Source organism: Hymenobacter rubidus (genome assembly GCF_016734815.1).
Lineage (GTDB): Bacteria > Bacteroidota > Bacteroidia > Cytophagales > Hymenobacteraceae > Hymenobacter > Hymenobacter rubidus.
Genome location: NZ_JAERQF010000029.1, coordinates 52,602 through 66,356, shown reverse-complemented (window position 1 = coordinate 66,356; position 13,755 = coordinate 52,602). Strand labels below are relative to the sequence as shown.

Genomic DNA, 13,755 nt, shown 5'->3' with positions numbered 1-13,755 from the left:
ATGGATAAGCGAACAGGACGCTAAAAACTGGTTTGACCATTGTGGCTACCACGTACACTAACTTGAAACCCGCTCTAATTTGGTTTTTAAAACGAATCCCAAACGTCCGGCATTTACGCAGCCCAACCGTTCCAAATTGCTATTTGCAGCAGAGTTGCTGCTGCTTACCTTGCGTCAGCAGGGCATCTCATTCAGAGCCTGTATTTTCTACCCATGACGACAATCTTACGCGACAATGCTGCCCGCGCGCAGCAAACCATCAACATGTTTCAGGCCCTGGCAGCGGTGCTGGTGCTGGCCATTCTGTCCAACTTCTGGTACATCGATGCTGTGGGCGCGGGCCGTTCCATCGACGAACTGAATGCTACCCCACTGGGCATTGCGCACAATCTGCTAGCCCTCATCGAGCTACTGTTGCTGGTTGTCAGTTCCGTATTTTTCATTCGGTGGCTGCGCCGGGCCTACTGGAACCTGCACGCCCTGGGCCGGCCCGCGGAGCACACCGAGGGCTGGGCCGCCGGGGCGTGGTTTGTGCCCTTTCTGAACCTCGTCCGGCCCTATTCCATTGTACGGGAGGTGTGGCACGAAACCCAGGTAGTGGCTTATGAGCAAGTGACGCCCCACGGCCTGCTGCGGGCCTGGTGGCTGCTGTTCCTCCTGCACGGCGTGGTCAGCAACATTACCAGCCAAATGGTAAGCCATGCCACCACCGTGGTGCAGCTGCAAAGCGCGGCCTGGGGCAGTATCCTGACGGCTGCCCTGAGCCTGGCCACGGCCGTGCTCACGGTGCTGGTAGTGCGGCGCATTGCCAACTACGAAACCCAGATGGACCTGCGCCTGCAGGTCAGCCGCATTGGAGGCCAAGCGCCCCGGCCCGCTGCCGAACTCATCGACGACCAGTCCGACTACGAGTATTAGCCACGCCCCCCTACAGGCTGCGCCCTACCACTGGGCGCGCGACTTCCAGGGCTTCGGGGGCCGCCTCGTAGCGGCCCAGCTGCGCTTCGTCCAGGTTGCCGTTTAGCCATTCGCTTTCGATGTTGGCACCCAGCTTTTTGTAAAAGCCGATGGCGGGCTCGTTCCAGTCCAGCACCTGCCACTTCATGCGCACGGCGCCGGTGGCGCGGGCTTCGGCCACCACGGCATCGAACAGCAGCCGGCCCAGACCCCCGCGCCGGGCAGCCTCCGTCACCACCAGGTCTTCGAGGTAGAGCATTCGGCCTTTCCAGGTCGAGTAAGCCGTGTAGTACAGGGCCAGCCCGATGATTTCAGCCGCCGCGTTTTCCAGCACGAAAAAGCTGAAAATAGGCGCCGGCCCGAAGCCGTCGCGCTGCATGGCGGCCAAGGTATTGGTCACGGCTTCCGGGGCCTTCTCGTACACGGCCAGCTCCTGAATCAGGCCCAGCACCTGGGGCAGGTCGGCTTCTACGCCGCGGCGCAGTTTGGAATTATCAGTGAGCAATGAACAGTGAGGAGTAAAAGGTGGAAGGAAAAATCAGGGGCAACAAAAATGAGCAATGAAGAACGCCTCAGCGGCATTACCCATTGCTCATTGTCCATTGCTTATTTCAGGAATTACATCTGCGGCTGCATCTTTTTCACGTCCTCGATGGCGTTCACGGAGTTCAGCTCGCGGAATTGCTCAGGCTGCTTGGCTCCCTTGGTGGTATCGGGGGCGGCAGGCAGCGGCGGCAGCGCGGTGGTGGCAATGTCGTCATCGCCTTCCGGCACCGACGGGCCGCACGAAGGCAGCGTGAGCGAAAGCAGGGCAGCGGCCAGCAGACCGGGGAGGAGCGTTTTTTTCATGTGTTGAGAAACGAATGCGGCCGCAAGTTACGCACGGAGTACGGCTTGCCATACGGAAAACCTTACAACGCGTTAGCCAATAAAAACCCCGGATATTTGCCGGCCCATGCCCGTTTCCCTCTCCGTCGTCATCATCACCTTCAACGAAGCGGCCAACATTGCCCGCTGCCTCCAGGCCCTGGGCGACGTGGCCGACGACGTGCTGGTAGTCGATTCCTTCTCCACCGATGCCACCGTGGCAATTTGCGAGCAGCACGGGGTCCGCGTCATTCAGCATGCCTTTGCTGGCTACGTGGAGCAAAAAAACTACGCCACCGACCAAGCGCAGTTCGACTACGTCCTCCAACTCGACGCCGACGAAGTGCTGACCGACGAGCTGCGCCAGTCCATCGGCGCGGCCAAAGCCAACTGGCAGCACGCGGCTTACTCCCTGGCCCGCCTCACCAACTACTGCGGCCACTGGGTGCGCCACGGCGGCTGGTACCCCGACCGCAAGCTGCGCCTCTACGACCGCCGCCTGGGCCGCTGGACCGGCCTGCTCCTGCACGAGCGCTACGAGGTAAACGCCGGCCAAACCACCGCCCAGCTCGCCGGCGACGCCCTGCACTACAGCTACCACAGCATTGCGCAGCACGTTAGCCAGCTCAACAAATTCACCAGCATCACCGCCCAGGAGTTGGCCCTGCGCGGCAAAACCAAGGTCACGCTCTTTCACCTGCTGCTCAAGCCGCTCTGGAAATTTGTGCACGGCTACTTCTTCCGGCTGGGTTTTCTCGATGGTTTCGCGGGCCTGTGTATTGCCGGCATCTCAGCCTGGGGCGTGTTTCTGAAATTCGCCAAGCTGAAAACCCGCACCGAAAGCGCCGAAGCATGAGCCCGGACACGCCCTATACTTTCCTCGTTTCCCGCACCGATGCCATCGGCGATGTCGTCCTGACGCTACCAGTCTGCGGGCGGCTCAAGCAACTGTTTCCGGGGTGTCGGGTGGTGCTCATTGGCCGCACCTACACGGCACCGGTGGCCGCCGCCTGCCCGTGGGTCGATGATTTTCTGAATCTGGATGAGCTGTTGAAACAGCCGGAGGCAGCCCAGGTAATTGCCCTGCGCGACTTTCAGGCCGCTGCCATCATCCACGTTTTCCCGAATAAAGCCCTCGCCCGCCTCGCCCAAAAAGCTAAAATCCCCCTGCGCATCGGCACGCGCAACCGCTGGCAGCACTGGCTCACCTGCAACCGGCTGGTAGCCCTCAGCCGCCGCCATTCGCCCCTGCATGAGGCCCAGCTGAATCCCAAGCTTCTCCAGCCGCTCGGTGATACGTCCGAGCCTTCGCTAGCCGAAATAGTCCACCTGGTGCGCCTGCGCCCCACCGAAGTGCTGGCACCGCAGTTTCAGAAGCTGCTTCAGCAACGCCAACCCAGCCAACTCAACGTCATTCTGCACCCGCGCAGCCGGGGCAGCGCCCGCGAATGGGGCCTCGATAACTTTGCCCAACTCGCTCGCCTGTTGCACCAGGCTGGCCACCGCGTTTTCATCACCGGCACGGCGGCGGAAGGGGAGGAGCTGGCCGCCTGGCTTCAGGAAAACGCCGCCTTCCTCGCCGCCGACCTCACCGGCCAGCTCAGCCTGCCGCAGCTCATCGCCTTCATCGCTGCCGCCGATGGCCTCGTGGCAGGCAGCACCGGGCCGTTGCACCTTGCTGCGGCATTGGGACGCCATGCGTTGGGTCTTTATCCACCCATTCGGCCCATGCACCCCGGCCGCTGGGCCCCGCTGGGCCCGCACGCCGAATTTATGGTGTTCGACAAGCCCAACTGCGAAGACTGCCGGGCCCAGCCCGCAGCCTGTACCTGCATCCGGGCCATTGAGGCGGGGGCGGTGGCGGCTCGCGTGGGGAGTTGGCTGCCACTGGCCGCGGAATAATAAATGCCTTTTGCCGACAAACAGAGGCCCATTCGTCTAGTTCATTTGCTGCTCTCGGCCGGCGGTGCAACCTAGCGAGCGTTGCAATCCGTACATCGGGCAACGCATGGCCTACCGGGTGCTGCGGCTTTCGAAGATTTATTCTCCGAAAGCCGCAGCTGTCGGGCACTGCAACCTTGGCGTGAAGCAACCCGGCCACCCACCTTTGCCGAGTATAGATTCACTCGAAGTTTGTCCTAATCCCCTATTCTTTCGTAGGTTTCGGCCTGCAACTTCCCCCGCCCACCTGTATGAGCGATTCTCCCGAACGGGTCAAACTAAGCAAAGAGGAAAAAGACCGGCGCTTTCAGGCCGAGCTCATGCCCGTGCTCGACCCGCTCTACAACTTTGCCTACCGGCTCACCCTCGACGAGGACGATGCCAACGACCTGGTGCAGGAAACTTACCTCAAGGCATACCGCTTTTTTGAGTACTTCGAGCCCGGCACCAACGCCAAGGCCTGGCTATTCCGCATTCTCAAGAACTCGTTTATCAACGACTTCCGCAAGAAAAGCAAGCAGCCGGCCAAGGTCGACTACAGCGAAATTGAGGGCTACTACAACCCCGATGACGTGGAGGCCGAAGGGGAAATTGGCGCGTCTTCGTCCGACATGCGCCAGCAGTCGGCCCGCGACCTGATTGGCGACGAAGTAGCCAGTGCCCTAAATTCTTTGCCGGTTGATTTTCGTACCGTCATCATCCTCTGCGACCTCGAAGGATTTACCTACGAGGAAATGGCCAAAGTGCTTGATATTCCGATTGGTACCGTGCGTTCGCGCTTGCACCGGGCCCGCAATTTTCTCAAGGACAAGCTGGAGAAATACGCCCAATCAATGGGATATGGCAATGATGAAATAGACGACGAAACGGAACTAACCGACGCCGATAATAATTAACGTCCCCAGCAAGGGTTCACTAGCGTGGCTCTGCACGGCATTGTCTATCACCCCCTTCCTGCATTTTTCACTTATGAACCAATCTGCTACTACAACAACCAATACGTCGGCCCCCATTACCACCATTGCGGACAATGGCCCCGACTGCGAACGAGTGAATACTGTACTAGACCAGTTCATCGAAGGCCAGCCCGTAACCGCCGAGGACGAAGAATACCTCTACGACCACGCAAGTGATTGCTCGCCCTGCTTTGACGACATCAAAAAGCAGCACGTGTTCATCAATTTTCTCAACCAGCGCGTGTCCCGCCGGCCCATTCCGGCTACGCTGCACGAAGCCATTTTGGCCCGCGTAGGCGCCTTCACGGCCTAATACCGGCTGCTTCTGGCTAGCTTTGCGCGATGCAAGGCAAAATCATCGTGTTTTCGGCGCCTTCGGGCGCCGGCAAAACCACCATTGTGCACCGGCTCATGGAGCGGCTGCCCGAGCTGAGCTTTTCCATTTCGGCCTGCACCCGCGACCGTCGCGGCCGCACCGAGGCCAATGGCAAGGACTATTATTTTATTTCCGTACAGGACTTCCAGGACAAGATTCGCAACGACGAGTTTGTGGAGTGGGAGGAGGTGTACGAAGGGGCCTTTTATGGCACGCTGAAGTCTGAAATCGAGCGCATCTGGGACAGCGGCAAGCACGCCATCCTGGATGTGGACGTAAAGGGCGGCCTCAGCATCAAGGAATTCTATAAGGACCGCGCCTTGGCCATTTTTGTCCGCCCGCCGTCCATCGAAGTTCTGGAGCAGCGCCTGCAGGCCCGCGCCACCGATTCGCAATCGAGCATTTCCTCGCGGATATATAAGGCCAATTTTGAGCTCGGTTTCGAAAATCGGTTCGATGTGACCGTGGTCAACGACAACCTCGACGAAGCCACGGCCCATGCCGAGAAACTGGTTCGCCAGTTCATCAGCGCCGAGCCCGCCATTGTGTAAGCCGCCTGCTGTATGAGCCGCGTCGGCCTGCTTTTTGGCTCGTTCAATCCCGTGCACGTCGGCCACCTCATCCTGGCCGAACACTTCGCCACGCGCACCGACCTGACCGAAGTCTGGCTGGTAGTCACGCCCCACAACCCCTTCAAAGCCGCCGCCGACTTGCTGCCGGAAGCCGAGCGCCTGCACTTGGTGCAGCTGGCCATTGCGGGTAACCCCCGCCTGCGCGCCGAGGACATCGAGTTCGGCCTGCCACGCCCCAGCTACACCATTGCCACGCTCGATGCCCTGCGCCAGCGCCATCCCAGCCACGACTTCGTGCTTCTGATGGGGGCCGACAACCTACTGGGCTTGCCGCGCTGGCAGGAATCAGCCCGCCTGCTGGCCGAAGTTGACATCTATGTGTACCCACGCCCCGGCGCTGCCGTGCCCGATTTAGCGCCGTTTCCCAGGGTGGAGGTACTCACTGCTCCGCTGCTGGACATCTCGGCCACTTACATCCGCGAGAGTCTGCGGGCCGGCCGCAGCATTCGCTACTTGGTGCCTGCCGCCGTCGAAGCGGAATTGTTGAAGTAGAACGGCATTGCGAAACCCCGCGTGAAATAAGGCGCACAAAAAAAGCCCGACGATAGTTCGCCGGGCTTTCCTCTTTCCAAAAGGGGAAATCAGATGGTCATAATCTCCGATTCCTTCTTAGCCAGGGCCTTTTCTACTTCGGCAATGTAGGTATCGGTAGTTTTTTGCACTTTCTCCTCGGCTGATTTCACGGCGTCTTCCGAAGCGCCCTCTTTCAGCAACTTGCGCAGCGCCTCGTTCACGTCTTTGCGAATGGCGCGCACACGTACTTTACCGGTTTCCGATTCATTTTTGGCTTGTTTCACCAAGTCACGGCGGCGCTCCTCGGTCATAGCCGGAATGTTCAGGCGCACACCCTCGGCATCCGACACCGGGCTCAAGCCCAGGTCACTGTTGCGGATGGCCTTGGTCACCTCGCTAATCATGTTCTTCTCCCAGGGCTTGATGAACAGCGAGCGGGCATCGGGCGTCGAGATGTTTGCAATCTGACCGATGGGGGTGGGCGTGCCGTAATAGTCCACCCGAATGCCGTCGAGCATGGCCGGCGATGCTTTGCCTGCCCGAATCCGGCTCATTTCCACGTTCACGTGCGCCAATGCTTTGCCCATCGACTCCACTAGTTCATCGAGGTAAAACTGAATTTCTTCGTCCATCTTTTAAGTCAATTAACAATTAACAGTGAGCAATGAACAATTACCTGAACCGAGCAGGTGGGTTCTTGCGGCCACAAAATTGCTCATTGTTCATTGATAATTGGTCATTGATTTTAGGCTTGTTCGGGTTGGTTGCCCACCAGCGGTTGCAGGAGGCTTTGCTTGGGGTCGATAATGGGCTTGCGGCCGTCGCGGCCGTTGCCAGTCCCGCCGGCGCTCACCAGCGTGCCCATGGCTTCACCGTCGAGCAGGCGGGCCAGGTTGCCGGGTGTGTTCATATCAAACACGATGATGGGCAGATTATTCTCCTTGCAGAGCGTGAAGGCGGTCATGTCCATCACGTTCAGGTTCTTGCTCAGTACTTCGTCAAAGGTAATTTCGGTGAAGCGTGTGGCGGTGGGGTCCTTCTCGGGGTCGGCTGTGTAAATGCCATCCACGCGAGTGCCCTTCAGCACCACGTCGGCCTCAATCTCAATGGCTCGCAACGACGCGGCTGAGTCGGTAGTGAAGTACGGCGAACCAATGCCCGCCCCAAAAATCACCACGCGGCCCTTCTCCAGGTGCCGCACAGCGCGGCGACGGATGTACGGCTCGCATACTCGCTGAATGGTGAGGCCCGAGAGCAGGCGCGTGCTAACTTCCAGCTTCTCCAGGGCGCTCTGCAGGGCCATCGAGTTGATGACCGTGGCCAACATGCCCATGTAGTCGCCCTGCACGCGGTCGAGGCCAAAGGCTTCGGCTTGCACGCCGCGATAGATGTTGCCGCCGCCAATCACCACGGCCACTTGGATGCCCGTTGCCACCACGGCCTTAATTTCAGAGGCGTACTGCATCAGCCGCTCGGCGTCGATGCCGTACTGCTGCTGGCCCATCAGCGCTTCGCCGCTGAGCTTGAGGAGAATGCGATTGTATTTCAAATTGAAAGTTTTTCTAGCGGGCTTAATTACTTAAGGCCTCGGATTAAATCGATTATTTGGCCCAGGCCAGCAGTTGTTTCCTGCTGGTACTTCTCGGTGTCGCGCCGTAGTTCCAGAACATTGCGGCTTACGTCCTCAAGCTTGCCTTCCACACGTTCCAAGCGCCCTTCTACGCGTTCTAGGCGCCCTTCTACGCGTTCCACCCGGTTTTCCACGCGCACCACTTTTGTATTGAGTTCGCTTTGGCCTTCGCGCAGACGGGCCAGTTCTTCCACGGTGCGGTCTTGCTTGCGGAGCATTTCCACCATCACGTCTTCCAGCTGTTTAAATCGTTCGTCAGTAGTCATGATGGATGTGGCTAATTAATTGGGCAGAGTGTTAACGTAAAGCAACGAGAAGAGTCGGATAGATGCATGAATATTACGAGAACTGCACCAGCACCTGGCCCTTTTGCACGTTGTCGCGCAGACTCACCTTGAGGCTGCCCACGGTGCCATCGGCGGGCGCTTTCAGAATATTTTCCATTTTCATGGCTTCCAGCACCAGCAGCGGGTCGCCCTTGTGGACGGTCTGGCCGGGCTGCACCCGAATGTCTACGATGAGGCCGGGCATGGGGGCTTTCAGCTCGTTTACTTTGGTGGCGGTGGCATTACTCATGCCCAGGCGGTCGAGCAGCAGGTCGAACCGGTCTTTGGCTTGTAGCTCCACGCGCTGCCCGTTTATTTTCAAGGCAATGGTCTTGGCGGCATAGTCGGCCTCTATCAATTCGGCATTATAGGAACGACCTTCGTGCAGAATATGGAACCGACCCGCACCCAAATCGGCCCGGTCCCAGGAAAAAGGCTGGCCGTTGAGCGTGATGGTGTCGGCGGCGCGGTAGTCAACTTCCCAGAGTTGGCCGGGGCCAGTGCTGATTTGGAACATCTGAAGCGGATGGGGTGGGAGGAAAGCGGGGTTAAAGGTAGCCTAAATCTCAAATTAATTCGGTTATTGAGGCGTTTTTCGCCCGTCGCTGTTGGCATGAAGTATCTGATTCCAGGCCTCACCACCCTGCTGCTGTTTGTGCATTTGCTGGGCGCTGCTCAGCCGGGCAAGCCGGGCTCGGGCAAGGCGCCGAGCAAAGCGCCCGTTCACAAGAAAGTTGCCCCGGCAACTGTGCCAACTCCTTCGTCTGCTGGCATCGTGGTGCCGTCCTGGCTCCCGGCCGAAGCGCCCGTACATCCTGCCACCACCATCCTCACCGAGGTAACCGACACCAAGCTCGACGTCCGTTTCGACTACAAAAAGCAACACTTGCTGGGCACCGCCGTCCTCACACTCCGCTCGCATTTCTATCCGCAGTCCGAAGTAGTGCTGGACGCCAAAGGCTTCGATATTCAAAAAATCGAGCTGGTTGGTGACAAGAAGAACAAAGCGCTCAATTATAATTACGACCGACGCAAGCTCGTCATTGCCCTCGACCATCCGTACCCGCGCAGCACGCCCTACCAGGTCCGCATTGTGTACGTCGCCAAGCCCAACGAGCTGCCCCAGGGTGGCTCGGCCGCCATCACCAACGACAAAGGCTTGTATTTCATCAATCCGCTGGGTCTGGAGAAGAACAAGCCCCGCCAAATATGGACCCAGGGCGAGACGGAAGCCAATTCCTGCTGGTTTCCCACCATCGACAAGCCCAACCAGCGGATGACCCAGGAAGTCAGCCTGACGGTGGAAAAGCAGTTTAAAACGCTTTCCAACGGCACCCTGATTTCCTCCCGAGCCAATGCCGACGGCACCCGCACCGATACCTGGAAGCTGAGCCAGCCCCACGCGCCCTACCTGGCTACCATGGTGGTAGGCGATTTTGCTGTGGTAAGCGACTCCTGGCACGGCAAGCCTATCGATTATTATGTCGAGCCGCAGTACGCCGGCACGGCCCGCGCCGTGTTCGGCCACACGCCCGAGATGCTGGACTTTTTCTCTAAAAAGCTGGGCGTGGAATTTCCGTGGGAAAAATACGCTCAGGTAGCGGTGCGCGACTACGTGAGCGGGGCCATGGAAAACACCACGGCGTCCACGTTTGGCAGCTTCGTGCAGGCTACCCGCCGCGACCTGCTCGATGCCAACTTTCAAACCAGCGAGTTCGTGGTCGCGCACGAACTGTTCCACCAGTGGTTTGGCGACTACGTGACCTGCGAAAGCTGGGCCAACCTGCCTCTCAACGAGTCCTTCGCCGACTATTCGGAATACCTCTGGGCCGAACATAAGTACGGTCCCGACGAGGCCAGCCTGGTGCAGGAAATCAAAATCAATAACTACCTCGAAGAAGCCACCGCCAAGCGCGAGCCCCTCATTCGCTACCGCTACGCGAACAGCGAGGATATGCTCGACCGCCATTCCTACGACAAGGGCGGGCGAGTATTGCACATGCTGCGCAACTACGTGGGCGACGAAGCCTTTTTCGCTTCCCTCAACCGCTACCTCACCCAGAATAAGCTTTCAGCGGTTGAAATCTCCAAGCTGCGCACCGCTTTCGAAGAAACCACCGGCGAGGACCTGATGTGGTTTTTTGACCAATGGTTCCTCAAGCGCGGCCATCCCGAGCTGCACATCACCCACAGCTACACCAACGGCCAAGTAAGCCTTCGCGTGCAGCAAACCCAGGATACCCTGTTCCAGCCCATCTACCGTTTACCCGTCACTGTCGCCGTTTGGACCAACAGCAGCCAGCCCACCGAGCAGCGCATCACCGTCACCAAAGCTGACCAAACCTTCGTGCTGCCAGCCAGCCAGAAGCCCAACTTGGTAAAGTTCGACAGCCAAAGCCAACTCCTGGCGCAGTTCGATGAAGCGCGCAGCGTTGATGAGCTGGTGTTTCAGTTCTACCACGCCCAGAACTACCAGCAGAAAGCCGAGGTAATGGAACTCCTCCAGAACAAAACCACGGAGATGTCCGTGAGCAGCCTCCTGCGCAATGCGCTAAACGACAAGTTCTGGAACGTGCGCCGCCTTGCCCTCGACCACCTCCGCCGCTACCGTGGCCCCGAGCCCGAAGGCATGCGCAAAGACATCCAACGCCTCGCCAGCACCGACCCCAACCCCCGCGTTCGGGCCCAGGCCATCAAAACCTTGGCCACGTTCCCCGATGGCAATTACGCTTCCATCTACGGTACAGCCATTGGCGACAGCTCTGCCCTCGTAGCTGCCGCTGCTATCGAAGTCCTGGCCAAGAAACCCGAAGCCAACACCCGGCAGCAAGTAGCCGCTATCGAAAACACTACCAGCGGCCCGCTCGTCTTGGCCATTGCAGAGTATTATGCCCTCAACGGTGCCCTCGACCAGTATCCTTGGTTCCTGCGCCGCCTGCCCGATGTGACCGAAGCCGACCTCTACGCCTACTTCCAGTCTTTCGGCACCCTCATGACCCACATTCCGCCCGTTGAGCGCGACAAAGGCGTCAAAATCCTTGAAGACTACGCCCGCAATGCCCCGCGTTACGAAGTGCGGCTTGGTGCCTACAAAAGTCTGGCTTTGCTCGTCCCATCCATGCCCAACCTAAAGGCGCTTCTCCAGAACATCCGCGAAAAAGAAACGGACGAACGCCTCAAAGCATTTTATAACCTTATGTAAAAGCGCTTTCCGTAGAATAACAGAAAAAAGAACAACCTTTTTTTACATGTCTGCTTGCCTTATGTCAGAAAAACCTTAATTTTGCGACTCCTTACGAAACACTACTGCCTCGGCAATGGTCAAAACGCAAGGGTTTCGCTTATTGGCAATCGGCCGGGAAGCACCAAAATGGGGGTATCGCATAGCGGCAATTGCGGGTGACTGTAACTCACCTCCTTCGGGTTCATAGGTTCGAGTCCTGTTACCCCCACTTTATTACAATGCCATCTGCGGGAGTAGCTCAGTTGGTAGAGCGGCAGCCTTCCAAGCTGCAGGTCGCGGGTTCGAACCTCGTCTCCCGCTCACGTTTTTAGAATAAGCCGTTTTAGCTCAGTGGTAGAGCACTTCCTTGGTAAGGAAGAGGTCATGGGTTCAAATCCCATAAATGGCTCAGATTACAACACAAGTCCAGCGGTCGGCGTCAAGCCGGCCGCCGGCACGGTTCTCTCAGGCAAGCGACGCACAGTTTTCTATTACAGTAGGGGCTGAGTCTCGCTTTCTTCGTGTACGGTCCGTTTTTACCTCAAATTCACTTCACCACCTCTTTTTTTACTCTTTACAATGGCTAAAGAAAATTTCGACCGGTCCAAGCCGCACGTAAACATCGGTACCATCGGCCACGTCGACCACGGCAAGACCACCCTGACCGCTGCTATCACCATGGTGCTGGCAAACCAGGGCCTGGCCGAAAAGCGTGACTTCTCTTCGATTGACAATGCTCCCGAAGAAAAAGAGCGTGGTATCACCATCAACACCGCTCACGTAGAGTACTCCACCAAAAACCGTCACTACGCCCACGTTGACTGCCCCGGTCACGCCGACTACGTGAAGAACATGGTAACGGGTGCTGCCCAGATGGACGGCGCTATCCTCGTGGTAGCTGCTACCGACGGCCCGATGCCCCAGACCCGTGAGCACATCCTGCTCGCTCGTCAGGTAGGTGTTCCCCAGCTGGTGGTGTTCATGAACAAAGTGGACATGGTGGATGACCCCGAGCTCCTCGAGCTGGTGGAAATGGAAATCCGCGAACTCCTCTCGTTCTACGACTTCGACGGCGACAACATTCCGGTTATCCAGGGTTCGGCCCTCGGCGGCCTGAACGGCGATGCCAACTGGGTTCCCAAAATCAACGAGCTGATGGACGCGGTTGACTCGTTCATTCCGATTCCCGCTCGTCTGACCGACCTGCCCTTCCTGATGCCTGTTGAGGACGTGTTCTCGATTACGGGCCGTGGCACTGTGGCCACCGGTCGTATTGAGCGCGGCATCATCAACTCGGGTGAGCAAGTTGACATCCTGGGTATGGGCGCTGCTGCCGGCCTGAAGTCGACGGTTACGGGTGTGGAAATGTTCCGCAAAATTCTCGACCGTGGCGAAGCTGGTGACAACGTAGGTCTGCTGCTCCGCGGTATTGAAAAAGAAGCCATCCGTCGCGGCATGGTTATCTGCAAGCCCGGCTCGGTAACCCCCCACCAGAAGTTCAAGGCTGAAGTCTACGTTCTCTCGAAAGAGGAAGGTGGCCGTCACACGCCGTTCTTCAACAACTACCGTCCGCAGTTCTACCTGCGTACCACCGACGTTACCGGCATCATCTCCCTCCCCGAGGGCGTTGAAATGGTAATGCCCGGCGACAACATCACCATCACCGTTGAACTCATCAACAAGGTGGCAATGGAGAAAGGCCTCCGCTTCGCTATCCGTGAGGGTGGCCGTACGGTAGGTGCCGGTCAGGTAACGGAAGTTCTCGACTAGTTTTAGCTTAACCGCTAGAAGTGAAAACGCCCCCGAGCAATCGGGGGCGTTTTTTTTATTATGTCATACAGATTAGAAACAACTTGCTCGTCGCTTGCGTTTGCAATGCAAATCTTATAGATTTGTCCACACTCCCTCATCTCATCGCCTTTCATCATGTCTGACCAAGTGCTAAAACTGACGGCTGTTATCGAAGCCACTGAGAGTCCCGGAATCTTCATGGGATATATTAAAGAAATTAAGGGTATCATGACCCATGGCAACTCTGTGAAGGAAGTAATGGAAGACCTCGAAGAGATTACCGGTTATATGCTGGAATACAAACGTGATGAAGCTCTTGCATTGTTAATGGCGCAGACACACCAGCCTGCTCCATCCTTAAAGCGTATGGCTAATCTGCCCTATGAGATTATTGAGGCAGAACATGCACACGCTTAATATAGGATAATGAAGCTGGACCGATTCTTAGCGTACCTCGAGTATCGTGAGTGTTTTGAAGAGCAAAAACATCGAATATTCACGATTTATCGGAATCGTGAAACTGGTGAAACTGCTAACATAGGC

Annotated in this window: 16 protein-coding genes and 3 tRNA genes; 13 read left to right on the top strand and 6 right to left on the bottom strand. The window is 57.7% G+C overall.

All coding sequences use genetic code 11. The features are described 5' to 3' along the window. The first annotated feature begins 213 nt into the window (after positions 1 to 213). Positions 214 to 918 (top strand): DUF4328 domain-containing protein, encoded by a 705-nt coding sequence (locus JKL48_RS17590; RefSeq protein ID WP_201985375.1) that lies wholly within the window; start codon positions 214 to 216, stop codon positions 916 to 918. Between the two features lie 10 nt (positions 919 to 928). Here the strand turns inward: JKL48_RS17590 and JKL48_RS17585 are convergent, their stop codons facing one another. Both JKL48_RS17585 and JKL48_RS17580 read right to left on the bottom strand, forming a co-directional pair. After that, positions 929 to 1,462 (bottom strand): GNAT family N-acetyltransferase, encoded by a 534-nt coding sequence (locus tag JKL48_RS17585; protein WP_201985373.1) that lies wholly within the window; start codon positions 1,460 to 1,462, stop codon positions 929 to 931. A 113-nt stretch (positions 1,463 to 1,575) separates the two neighbouring features. After that, on the bottom strand, positions 1,576 to 1,806 hold the full coding sequence (locus tag JKL48_RS17580) for a hypothetical protein (protein WP_201985370.1): 231 nt from the start codon (positions 1,804 to 1,806) through the stop codon (positions 1,576 to 1,578). 106 nt (positions 1,807 to 1,912) lie between these two features. Here JKL48_RS17580 and JKL48_RS17575 point away from each other — a divergent pair, with 106 nt between their 5' ends. From JKL48_RS17575 to nadD, 6 genes are all read left to right on the top strand, one after another. Continuing rightward, the gene (locus tag JKL48_RS17575) at positions 1,913 to 2,680 is read left to right on the top strand and encodes a glycosyltransferase family 2 protein (protein ID WP_201985367.1); all 768 of its coding nucleotides are present in this window, start codon (positions 1,913 to 1,915) and stop codon (positions 2,678 to 2,680) included. Then, positions 2,677 to 3,726, top strand: a complete 1,050-nt coding sequence (locus JKL48_RS17570; RefSeq protein WP_201985364.1) for a glycosyltransferase family 9 protein — start codon at positions 2,677 to 2,679, stop codon at positions 3,724 to 3,726. Before JKL48_RS17575 ends, JKL48_RS17570 begins: the two co-directional genes overlap by 4 nt. Before the next feature lie 290 nt (positions 3,727 to 4,016). Beyond that, the gene (locus tag JKL48_RS17565) at positions 4,017 to 4,661 is read left to right on the top strand and encodes a sigma-70 family RNA polymerase sigma factor (protein WP_201985362.1); all 645 of its coding nucleotides are present in this window, start codon (positions 4,017 to 4,019) and stop codon (positions 4,659 to 4,661) included. Positions 4,662 to 4,734: 73 nt separating this feature from the next. Further along, positions 4,735 to 5,034, top strand: coding sequence for a hypothetical protein (locus tag JKL48_RS17560; RefSeq protein ID WP_201985360.1), 300 nt, complete (start codon positions 4,735 to 4,737; stop codon positions 5,032 to 5,034). 29 nt (positions 5,035 to 5,063) lie between these two features. Further along, on the top strand, positions 5,064 to 5,648 hold the full coding sequence (gene gmk / locus JKL48_RS17555) for a guanylate kinase (protein ID WP_201985357.1): 585 nt from the start codon (positions 5,064 to 5,066) through the stop codon (positions 5,646 to 5,648). A 12-nt stretch (positions 5,649 to 5,660) separates the two neighbouring features. Further along, a complete protein-coding gene (gene nadD / locus JKL48_RS17550; protein WP_201985355.1) occupies positions 5,661 to 6,221 on the top strand; it encodes a nicotinate (nicotinamide) nucleotide adenylyltransferase in 561 nt (186 codons plus the stop codon). 89 nt (positions 6,222 to 6,310) lie between these two features. On the opposite strand, the gene frr is transcribed toward nadD, so the two are convergent. The 4 genes from frr to JKL48_RS17530 all read right to left on the bottom strand — a co-directional run bounded on the left by frr (position 6,311) and on the right by JKL48_RS17530 (position 8,715). Continuing rightward, entirely contained in the window at positions 6,311 to 6,874 is a 564-nt protein-coding gene (frr, locus tag JKL48_RS17545; RefSeq protein WP_201985354.1) for a ribosome recycling factor, read from the bottom strand. A 113-nt stretch (positions 6,875 to 6,987) separates the two neighbouring features. Then, positions 6,988 to 7,791, bottom strand: a complete 804-nt coding sequence (pyrH, locus tag JKL48_RS17540; RefSeq protein WP_201985351.1) for a UMP kinase — start codon at positions 7,789 to 7,791, stop codon at positions 6,988 to 6,990. Between the two features lie 26 nt (positions 7,792 to 7,817). Continuing rightward, positions 7,818 to 8,138, bottom strand: a complete 321-nt coding sequence (locus JKL48_RS17535) for a hypothetical protein (RefSeq protein WP_201985350.1) — start codon at positions 8,136 to 8,138, stop codon at positions 7,818 to 7,820. 73 nt (positions 8,139 to 8,211) lie between these two features. After that, positions 8,212 to 8,715: a biotin/lipoyl-containing protein gene (locus tag JKL48_RS17530; RefSeq protein ID WP_201985348.1), complete on the bottom strand. Its 504-nt coding sequence runs from the start codon at positions 8,713 to 8,715 to the stop codon at positions 8,212 to 8,214. A gap of 96 nt (positions 8,716 to 8,811) precedes the next feature. On the opposite strand from JKL48_RS17530, the gene JKL48_RS17525 reads away from it, so the two are divergent. The 6 genes from JKL48_RS17525 to JKL48_RS17500 all read left to right on the top strand — a co-directional run bounded on the left by JKL48_RS17525 (position 8,812) and on the right by JKL48_RS17500 (position 13,629). Further along, complete coding sequence (locus JKL48_RS17525) at positions 8,812 to 11,400, top strand: M1 family metallopeptidase (protein WP_201985346.1); 2,589 nt, start codon at positions 8,812 to 8,814, stop codon at positions 11,398 to 11,400. A gap of 170 nt (positions 11,401 to 11,570) precedes the next feature. Next, a tRNA-Tyr gene (locus JKL48_RS17520) sits at positions 11,571 to 11,650 on the top strand. 19 nt (positions 11,651 to 11,669) lie between these two features. Further along, positions 11,670 to 11,742 (top strand) — tRNA-Gly (locus JKL48_RS17515). Between the two features lie 16 nt (positions 11,743 to 11,758). Further along, positions 11,759 to 11,830: transfer RNA gene (locus JKL48_RS17510), tRNA-Thr, on the top strand. A 170-nt stretch (positions 11,831 to 12,000) separates the two neighbouring features. Further along, the gene (gene tuf, locus JKL48_RS17505; protein ID WP_046245268.1) at positions 12,001 to 13,191 is read left to right on the top strand and encodes an elongation factor Tu; all 1,191 of its coding nucleotides are present in this window, start codon (positions 12,001 to 12,003) and stop codon (positions 13,189 to 13,191) included. 156 nt (positions 13,192 to 13,347) lie between these two features. Beyond that, positions 13,348 to 13,629, top strand: coding sequence for a type II toxin-antitoxin system HicB family antitoxin (locus tag JKL48_RS17500; protein WP_201985343.1), 282 nt, complete (start codon positions 13,348 to 13,350; stop codon positions 13,627 to 13,629). Positions 13,630 to 13,755: the final 126 nt, after the last annotated feature.

Bases quoted from the DNA above. Each gene is read 5' to 3' on its own strand.
- JKL48_RS17590 (WP_201985375.1), top strand. From the start codon at position 214: ATGACGACAATCTTACGCGACAATGCTGCCCGCGCGCAGCAAACCATC.
- JKL48_RS17580 (WP_201985370.1), bottom strand. From the start codon at position 1,806: ATGAAAAAAACGCTCCTCCCCGGTCTGCTGGCCGCTGCCCTGCTTTCG.
- JKL48_RS17575 (WP_201985367.1), top strand. From the start codon at position 1,913: ATGCCCGTTTCCCTCTCCGTCGTCATCATCACCTTCAACGAAGCGGCC.
- JKL48_RS17570 (WP_201985364.1), top strand. From the start codon at position 2,677: ATGAGCCCGGACACGCCCTATACTTTCCTCGTTTCCCGCACCGATGCC.
- JKL48_RS17565 (WP_201985362.1), top strand. From the start codon at position 4,017: ATGAGCGATTCTCCCGAACGGGTCAAACTAAGCAAAGAGGAAAAAGAC.
- JKL48_RS17560 (WP_201985360.1), top strand. From the start codon at position 4,735: ATGAACCAATCTGCTACTACAACAACCAATACGTCGGCCCCCATTACC.
- gmk (WP_201985357.1), top strand. From the start codon at position 5,064: ATGCAAGGCAAAATCATCGTGTTTTCGGCGCCTTCGGGCGCCGGCAAA.
- nadD (WP_201985355.1), top strand. From the start codon at position 5,661: ATGAGCCGCGTCGGCCTGCTTTTTGGCTCGTTCAATCCCGTGCACGTC.
- frr (WP_201985354.1), bottom strand. From the start codon at position 6,874: ATGGACGAAGAAATTCAGTTTTACCTCGATGAACTAGTGGAGTCGATG.
- JKL48_RS17535 (WP_201985350.1), bottom strand. From the start codon at position 8,138: ATGACTACTGACGAACGATTTAAACAGCTGGAAGACGTGATGGTGGAA.
- JKL48_RS17530 (WP_201985348.1), bottom strand. From the start codon at position 8,715: ATGTTCCAAATCAGCACTGGCCCCGGCCAACTCTGGGAAGTTGACTAC.
- JKL48_RS17525 (WP_201985346.1), top strand. From the start codon at position 8,812: ATGAAGTATCTGATTCCAGGCCTCACCACCCTGCTGCTGTTTGTGCAT.
- tuf (WP_046245268.1), top strand. From the start codon at position 12,001: ATGGCTAAAGAAAATTTCGACCGGTCCAAGCCGCACGTAAACATCGGT.
- JKL48_RS17500 (WP_201985343.1), top strand. From the start codon at position 13,348: ATGTCTGACCAAGTGCTAAAACTGACGGCTGTTATCGAAGCCACTGAG.